General features: G+C 61.3%; 6 protein-coding genes. All 6 read right to left on the reverse strand.

The features are described from left to right. Nucleotides 1-292: 292 nt before the first annotated feature. Complete coding sequence (locus tag DCO47_RS23910) at nt 293-2,926, reverse strand: excinuclease ABC subunit UvrA (RefSeq protein WP_116659059.1); 2,634 nt, start codon at nt 2,924-2,926, stop codon at nt 293-295. A 39-nt stretch (nt 2,927-2,965) separates the two neighbouring features. Further along, the gene (locus tag DCO47_RS23915; protein ID WP_064361802.1) at nt 2,966-5,077 is read right to left on the reverse strand and encodes a PAS domain-containing hybrid sensor histidine kinase/response regulator; all 2,112 of its coding nucleotides are present in this window, start codon (nt 5,075-5,077) and stop codon (nt 2,966-2,968) included. A 135-nt stretch (nt 5,078-5,212) separates the two neighbouring features. Beyond that, nucleotides 5,213-5,902, reverse strand: a complete 690-nt coding sequence (locus DCO47_RS23920) for a GntR family transcriptional regulator (RefSeq protein ID WP_042610317.1) — start codon at nt 5,900-5,902, stop codon at nt 5,213-5,215. A 372-nt stretch (nt 5,903-6,274) separates the two neighbouring features. After that, the gene (locus tag DCO47_RS23930) at nt 6,275-6,934 is read right to left on the reverse strand and encodes a DUF799 domain-containing protein (protein ID WP_064361803.1); all 660 of its coding nucleotides are present in this window, start codon (nt 6,932-6,934) and stop codon (nt 6,275-6,277) included. After that, the gene (locus DCO47_RS23935; RefSeq protein WP_042610315.1) at nt 6,931-7,299 is read right to left on the reverse strand and encodes a DUF4810 domain-containing protein; all 369 of its coding nucleotides are present in this window, start codon (nt 7,297-7,299) and stop codon (nt 6,931-6,933) included. The genes DCO47_RS23930 and DCO47_RS23935 overlap by 4 nt, the downstream gene beginning before the upstream one ends. A 28-nt stretch (nt 7,300-7,327) precedes the next feature. After that, a complete protein-coding gene (locus DCO47_RS23940) occupies nt 7,328-8,002 on the reverse strand; it encodes a CsgG/HfaB family protein (protein WP_161806066.1) in 675 nt (224 codons plus the stop codon). Nucleotides 8,003-8,211: the final 209 nt, after the last annotated feature.

An 8,211-nucleotide genomic window follows, 5' to 3' on the forward strand; every position in this document is an offset into this window, starting at 1 on the left:
CGCGATAGCGTCCGGTCAGTCAACTCATCTGTTACTGACATTCCGCTTTCGCGAGCAGGCTCACTCCTACAAGGGATCCGGGGCGTGACCAACTTTCTGGGTACACCTCGCAAAACTGTAGGAGCGCCTGCTCGCGATAGCGTCCGGTCAGTCAACTCATCTGCGACTGACACTCCGCTTTCGCGAGCAGGCTCGCTCCCACAAGGATCTGCTGTGTTACCACTTATCTGTTAACCCAATCAAACCTGTGGGAGCGAGCCTGCTCGCGAAGGCGTCCGGCAGGGCGCCACAATCAGCGGCTTAAAGCACGGGCAAGAAACGGCGCGGTCTTGCTCTTCTTGCTCGCGGCGACTTTCTGCGGTGTGCCGGCGGCGACGATCCTGCCGCCCTGATCACCGGCGCCGGGGCCGATGTCGATCACCCAGTCGCTCTGCGCGACCACACGCATTTCGTGCTCGACCACGATGACCGTGTGCCCCGCCGTTACCAGCGTGTCGAGTTGCTCCAGCAACCGATCGACATCCCTGGGGTGCAATCCCGTGGTCGGCTCATCCAGCACATACAGGGTCGCGCCACGCTGACTGCGCTGCAACTCGGTCGCCAGTTTGATCCGCTGCGCTTCACCACCGGACAGTTCCGTGGCCGGTTGCCCCAGGCGAAGATAACCCAGGCCGATATCGCGCAGCACCTCCAGCGAACGCCGGATCCCTGCCTGCTCGGCAAACACTGCCACCGCTTCATCGACGGTCAATTGCAGCACCTGGGCGATGCTCAAGCCCTGCCAGAGGATCGCCAGGGTCTGCGGGTTGTAGCGCGCGCCATGGCAGGTCGGGCACGGTGCATACACGCTGGGCATGAACAGCAATTCGACGCTGACGAAACCCTCACCCTCGCAGGTGGCGCAACGGCCCTTGGCGACGTTGAAGGAAAACTGCCCGGCGTCATAGCCTGCCGCTTGCGCCTCGGGCGTCGCGGCGAACAGTTTGCGCACGTTGTCGAACAACCCGGTGTAGGTCGCCAGATTGGAACGCGGTGTGCGTCCGATCGGTTTCTGATCAACCTGTACCAGCCGCTTGATCGACTCCAGGCCGGTGGTGATCTGGCCAGTGCTGGGGGTTGGCGTGTCGTCTTCCAGGCTCGGTTCTTCCGACTCGACCTCGGCTATCGGCCGGCCCAATTGCGCGCCGACCAGTTCCAGCAATGCCTGACTGACCAGACTGGATTTACCGGAGCCAGACACCCCAGTCACCGAGGTGAAACAGCCCAAGGGAAATTCAGCGCTGAGATTATTCAGGTTGTTGCGCGTGACACCCTCCAGCTTCAGCCACCCGCCCGGCTTGCGCGCGGTGCGCTCGGGGCGCTGATTTTCGGCGAACAGATAAGCCCGGGTCTGCGAATCCTCGACGGTCGACAATCCATCGGGCGGACCGCTGTACAACACCCGCCCACCCTTCTCACCCGCTGCCGGACCGACGTCGATCAGCCAGTCGGCACGGCGCATGGTTTCGACATCATGCTCGACCACGAACAATGTGTTGCCGTCAGCCTTCAGCCGTTGCAACGCCTCGAACAGCGCCTCGCCATCTGCCGGATGCAGGCCGGCCGATGGCTCGTCCAGCACATAAATCACCCCGAACAGCTGCGAACCCAACTGCGTCGCCAGGCGCAAACGCTGCAACTCGCCCGACGACAAGGTTGGCGTACTGCGTTCCAGCGCCAGATAACCCAGACCGAGATCGGTCAGGGTGCTGACGCGCTCCAGCAGATCTTCAGCAATGCGCTGCGCCGCAAGGCGTTTTTCCAGCGACAGATTCGGCGTGTGACGCACGTCCGGCGCGCTGGCGTGACCACTGGCGCCATGGGCAACCCGCTGTTTGCGGGCCTCGCGCGTCTGCGCATGGCTGAGGGTGTCGCCGCGCTCCTCGGCCTGTTCCAGATAACTGGTCGCTGCCACCGGCCGCAGCACTTCGGCCACTTGCAGCAACGGCATTTGCGACAGCTCGCCGATGTCGTAACCCGCAAAAGTCACTGACAACGCCTCGCGCTTGAGCCGCTTGCCCTCGCACAACGGGCACGGGCTGCCGCGCATGAACTGCGAAACGCGCTTCTTCATCAGCGCACTTTGCGAGTGGGTAAAGGTGTGCAGGATGTAGCGCCGAGCGCCGGTGAAGGTGCCCTGATAACTCGGTTCCATCTTGCGCTTGAGGGCGACGCGGGTTTCTTCCGGGGTCAGCCCGGCGTACACCGGCACAGTCGGCGTCTCTTCGGTGAAGAGAATCCAGTCGCGCTGCTTTTTCGGCAGTTTCTTCCAGGGAATGTCGACGTCGATGCCCATGGTCACGAGGATGTCGCGCAGGTTCTGGCCCTGCCAGGCCAACGGCCAGGACGCCACGGCGCGCTGGCGGACGGTCAGGTTCGGGTCCGGCACCATCAGCGCTTCGGTCACTTCGTAGACGCGGCCAAGCCCGTGACACTCCGGGCAGGCGCCCTGCGGCGTGTTCGGCGAAAAGTCTTCGGCATACAACATCGGCTGCCCCGGCGGGTAGCTGCCGGCGCGGGAATAAAGCATGCGGATCAGGCTCGACAATGTCGTCACGCTGCCCACCGAGGAACGCGCGCTCGGCGTGCCGCGCTGCTGTTGCAGAGCCACGGCGGGCGGCAGACCTTCGATGGAATCGACATCCGGCACGCCGACCTGATCAATCAACCGCCGCGCATACGGCGCCACCGACTCGAAATAACGCCGCTGGGCCTCGGCATACAGCGTGGAAAACGCCAGCGACGACTTGCCCGACCCCGAGACGCCGGTGAACACCACCAGCGCATCGCGGGGAATATCGACATCCACGTTCTTCAGATTGTGTTCGCGGGCGCCGCGCACGCGAACCATGCCGGCGGGTGCTTTGGAGTTGCGCTTGGAAATCATCGGCGTGCCTTGTGTTGAAAACCGGGGCAGCGCTCGGCGTCAGGTGCCGAGCACCTCGCAAATCATCTGCAGTAAAGCTTGCGGGCTGTAAGGTTTGCCGAGCAGATGCGTATCGGGACTGAGCTGGTGGTCGCGGGAAATGATGTCGCGGGTGTGGCCGGAGGTGAACAGCACCGGCACGGGTGGCATCTGCACCTTGGCCCATGCCGCAAGATCGGAACTCTTGATCAGGCCGGGCATGACCACATCGGTGAAGATCAGATCAATTTCGATGCCTTCCAGCAACATCTGCATGGCGACGTCGCCATTGCCGGCCGTCATCACCCGATAGCCTTCCTCCCGCAGCAACTCCACCGCCGAAGCGCGTACCGCGTCGTTGTCTTCCACCACCAGAATCGTCTCGTGACCACCGCCCTTGCGTTCGCCGACGCTGGCTGTCTCTTCGCGAACCGGACGCAGACTGCGGGGGAAATACAGCTGCACTCGCGTACCTTCGCCGAGCTGGCTGTCGATCTCGACGTGGCCGCCGCTCTGTTTGACGAAGCCGAACACCATGCTCAAGCCCAGCCCGGTGCCCTGTCCGTCGGCCTTGGTGGTGAAGAACGGTTCGAAGACCTGCTCGAGCATCTGTGGGGCAATACCCACACCAGTGTCGCTGACCGCCACGCGCACATACTCGCCAGCCGAAATGCCTTTGCCGGCACAGAACTCGTTGTCCAGACGCACATTGGCAGCGCTGAGGCCGATAACCCCCTCGCCCTTCATCGCGTCGCGGGCGTTGATCGCCAGATTGAGAATGGCGTTTTCCAACTGGTTGCGGTCGACGTTGATGTGCCACGGCTGCGGCGGCAGCTGCACGTCGATCTGAATGGTTTCGCCCAACGCGCGTTGCAGCAATTCGCCGACGCCTTCGAAAATCTGTTGTGGATTGCACACGGCGGGCGAAAGCGGTTGGCGTCGGGCAAACGCCAGCAGTTGCGAAGACAATTTGGCACCGCGTTCGACCGCTGCCAGCGAAGCCCCGACCCGGCGCTGTACGTTGGCATTGTTCGGCTCATGCCGCGCGAGCAAATGCAGATTGCCGGCGATGACCTGCAGCAGGTTGTTGAAGTCGTGGGCGACACCACCGGTGAGGCCGCCGATGGCTTCGAGTTTCTGCGACTGCCGCAGTTGTTCTTCCGCGGCCAGTCGCGCATCGACTTCGGCGGCCACGCGCTGTTCGAGGTTGCGGGTGAATTTGAGCAGGGATTCTTCGGCGTTCTTGCGCTCATGAATATCGATCAGCACGCCGGGGAAACGAAACGGCCTGCCCTGCTCATCGAACTCACAGGCGCCGCTGGCCAACACCCACAGGTACTGGCCATCGGCGCGCTGCACACGGTATTCGGCGTTGTACGGCTCGCCAGTGCGTACGCAATGGGCAACGCGGTCCTGCACCCAGGGATGGTCGTCAGGATGGATGCGCGATTCGGCGATGTCTTGTTGCAGATCGCTAAGGTCCTGGTCAGCGGGATAGGAGAAGGTGCGGGCGAAACGTTCATCGGCGGACAAGCGATTGTTCTTGATGTCCCAGACAAACGAGCCCAGCAGTGCGCCGGCATTCAAGGCCAGGCGCACGCGCTCATTGTCGGCCCGGTAGGCATCTTCCGCTGCCTGGCGCAGGCGCTCGGAATGCACCAGTTCGGTGGTCTCGACCACCATCGCCATGACGCCGCCAGGCACGCCTTCGTCGTTGGCGACCGGGCTGTAATACAAATCCATCCAGACGTCTTCGGGAACGCCGTCGCGCAGCAATACCAGTTCTTTGTTGCGATAGGACAAGGTGCCGCCGGCCAGGCAGGTGTCGACGACGTGACGATTGAATTCGGCAACCTCCGGCCAGCCCAGTTCGACTGGCACGCCGAGCAGGTAGGGATGGCGGCCGCCGGCGAATTCGGAATAGGCGTCGTTATAGATCATGTAGCCGGCGTGGCCCCAGAGCATCACCATCGGCAGCGGCGAGGCCAGCATCAGTTGCACGGTGTTGCACAGGCTGGCCGGCCAGTCGGCGAGCGGACCCAGTTCGGTATGGCTCCAGTCGAACGCACGTATGCGTCCGGCCATTTCGCCTTTCCAGCCCTCACAGCCGTGGCTTTCGGATAAAAACTGCATCGCCTGACTCAGTGTCCTTTTTTGCGGTTTTCCGATCTATCGCAACGCTTCAACGACGCGACGCCCGTGTGTTTCGAGGCTTTGAAAGCGCATTGGTTTCATTGGAGGTATAGCCGATTTGCGACGCCGAGCCATTCAGACGCCAATCAAGTGTTTGAGTGGGTGATAGCCGGTTTTCATTTTCGCCGCAACGTCGAGAATCGCCTTCTCGATTCCGTTGAGGTGGGTGCAGGTCAGCTCGATCGCAGCGCTCTGATTGCCGGCCTCGATGTACTCGAGCAAACGCAGATGTTCATCGTCGCGGCATGCCTGATGGCTGTCGTCGTCGAGCGCGGCGGCGTACAGCGAGGCGCGCGAGATCAGCTTCTGGAACCAGTCGAGCAACACCGGGTTGTTCAGACTGCGCGCCAGTTTGATGTGGAACTCGCCCAGCAGGTGAATCAGCCGTTCGTGGTCGCCGGCGGCGTGCGCGGCATCTTCCAGCAACAGGTGCGCACGCAGATCCTGCATCGCCACGGCGTCCTTGCGCCGGCACAGTTCAGTGACGATGCCGATTTCGATCAGCCGCCGGGTTTCGAACAGCGAACGGATCTCCTCGTCACTGGGCAACGACACCGACGCGCCTTTGTTGGGCTCGGTGGTGACCAGGCCATCGGCTTCCAGTTGTTTGAGCGCAGCGCGCACCGAGGTGCGACTGACATTGAACAGTTCGGCCAGTGAGGCCTCGCCCAGCTTCATGCCGGGGCGCAACGAACGCTTGCTGATCGCCGCGTAAACCCCTTGGTAGACGCGGTCGACCGTGGTTTCCAGTTTCTTTTCGGTCATTCGAACACTCCTTTGGCATCGGACAGCCAGCCCTTGGCGATGGCTGGCCATGGAAAAAGAGCGGCAGACGCAGATTAATCCGCGCATGGCTAAATTGCATTCATATATTGCACAGCGGCGGATGAGGGTGCTGAACATCGGCCAATCGCGGGAGTTCGCTTTTGGCGAGGTGATGGATTATCTGCCGACCACTCGTTGCGAGCGTGGGCAGTAGCGAACGGATTTGGCTTTGCGCCAAATAAACCGACAGACAACCCATTCCCTTGTGGGAGCGAGCTTGCTCGCGAAAGCTTTCTGTCAGTCAACATCACCGTTGAATGACCCACCGCTTTCGCGAGCAGGCTCGCTCCCACAAGGATTTATGGAGTTATCTCAGTCGGTGCCGTACTTCGGCGAACGCGGTCCATACAGCAGACCCGCCGGGTGTCCGGCCGACAGCAGACGATTGCTCGCCACACCGGCAATCGGGTAACCGGCATCGGTGGAGCTGTTGATGATCTGCTTCACCGCAGCAGTGATGAGCATGCCGATCAACCCACCGCCACCGTTGTTGCCACCCTCTTCACTCGATGCCCGCGCCGCTCCGGTCCAGAGCGTGGTACCACTTTTCAGGTCGACCAGTTTCGCCGTCGCCGTTACTGCGGTTTCGCTGCTGATCACCATGTAACGCGTACCGTACTCGGTCACGGTGATGTACAGCGCCGCGTCCGCGCCGAAGATTTCCTTGAGCTTGGCAGGCGGCGCCTGGTGAATGTCATCCGGGGTGGTCAAGCCGTTCTGGCGGAACGTTTCGTCGACCAGCGTGATCGGCAATACGTAGTACCCGGCTTCGGCGAGTGGAAAAGTCACCTGCGACAACAGGCTGTACGACGCCTTCACATCCGGCGAAGTGTTCAGCGGTGGCAGCACCAGGATGGTCTTGGGCCGCGCCTGTTTGTAGGCCGCGTAATCCACGGTCTTGGGCGCGACACAGCCGCCCAGCACGGTCAGGGCCAGTACGCCGGCGAACAATTTCAAGGTACGCGAGATCATTGCACGGCTCCGGCCTTGGCGTTTTTAAGCAGAAAATCCATATAGGTGCCGGACTCGGGAAACAGCGTTTTCTCGGTGTTGAACTGCTGCACCATCTGGTCGTCCTTGCCCATGCTCAGATAGAGCAGACCAAGGTGCGCGTGGTAACCCGGCGGCACAGCCTTGCCGGTGGAACGAATCTTCTGCAGATCACGTTCGAGTGCTTCGGCCTGGGCTTCCTTAGGCTCTTCGCCTTTGAAATATTCGTAGACCTGAGGCTCGTAGCCCTCCCATTGATAGAGGGTTTTCGGGGCCGCACAACCGGCCAGCACAGTGCTGGCAGCCAGGGTCAGCGCCATCAGCGAGCGCGAAAAAAACGGGTTCATGGGTAGTGCTCCTTGCAATGGGCGATGATCAGTTGCCCGGTTTCCAGGCGCCAGCATTCATGCCATCGACCAGACGATTGATCGCCTCGCGCATGGCCAGATCGAGGACTTTGCCGTTGAGTGTCGAGTCGTAGGCAGCGGTGCCGCCGAAACCGATGATTTCGCGATTGGACAAGGCGTACTCACCGGCGCCCTGGGTCGAATAGACCACTTCCGAGGTGCTGATGTTGACGATGTTGAGGTTGACCTTCGCGTAGGCGACCTGGGTCTTGCCACGGCCGAGAATGCCGAACAACTGATGATCACCGGTCTCTTTGCGGCCAAACTCGGTGACATCACCGGTTACCACGTAATCGGCGCCTTTGAGACGCTGGGCCTGACCCTTGATGGTTGCTTCCTGCTGGATTTCGCCCATGTTGTCGCGATCCAGCACAGAGAAGCGGTTGGTCTGCTGCAAGTGGGTGATCAGAATGGTCTTGGCTTGACCGCCGAGACGATCGACACCATCGGAGAAGATCCCGCGCATATAGCTGGAGCGGTTGTCGAACTTGCCCACGGCCATTGGCACGCGAACCCCGGTCCAGACTTGGGATGCGCTTTCAACCTTCGCCACCGGCAGCGCGCGGGAGCTTTCGGTGGCGCAGCCGGCCAATGTCGTGGCGAGGGTGCCCAGCACCGCGATGGCGACGCTTGAAACCAGCATCCGGGAGATCATTCTCATTGAGTATTCCTTTGAAAAACGCAGATGTCCCGGCACGACAATGCGCTCGGGAGCTGAAAAGGGGCGGGATTATGGCAAAGTGCCATCATTGAGAACAGGTTTTTTTTGGCGCCAATGAAATGGCTGGACCGGCCGTTTGCAGTTCCACTGTGGAGCGAGCCTGCTCGCGAAAGCGGCGTATCAGGCTAATT

It is taken from the genome of Pseudomonas sp. NDM (assembly GCF_003105095.1).
Lineage (GTDB): Bacteria > Pseudomonadota > Gammaproteobacteria > Pseudomonadales > Pseudomonadaceae > Aquipseudomonas > Aquipseudomonas moraviensis_A.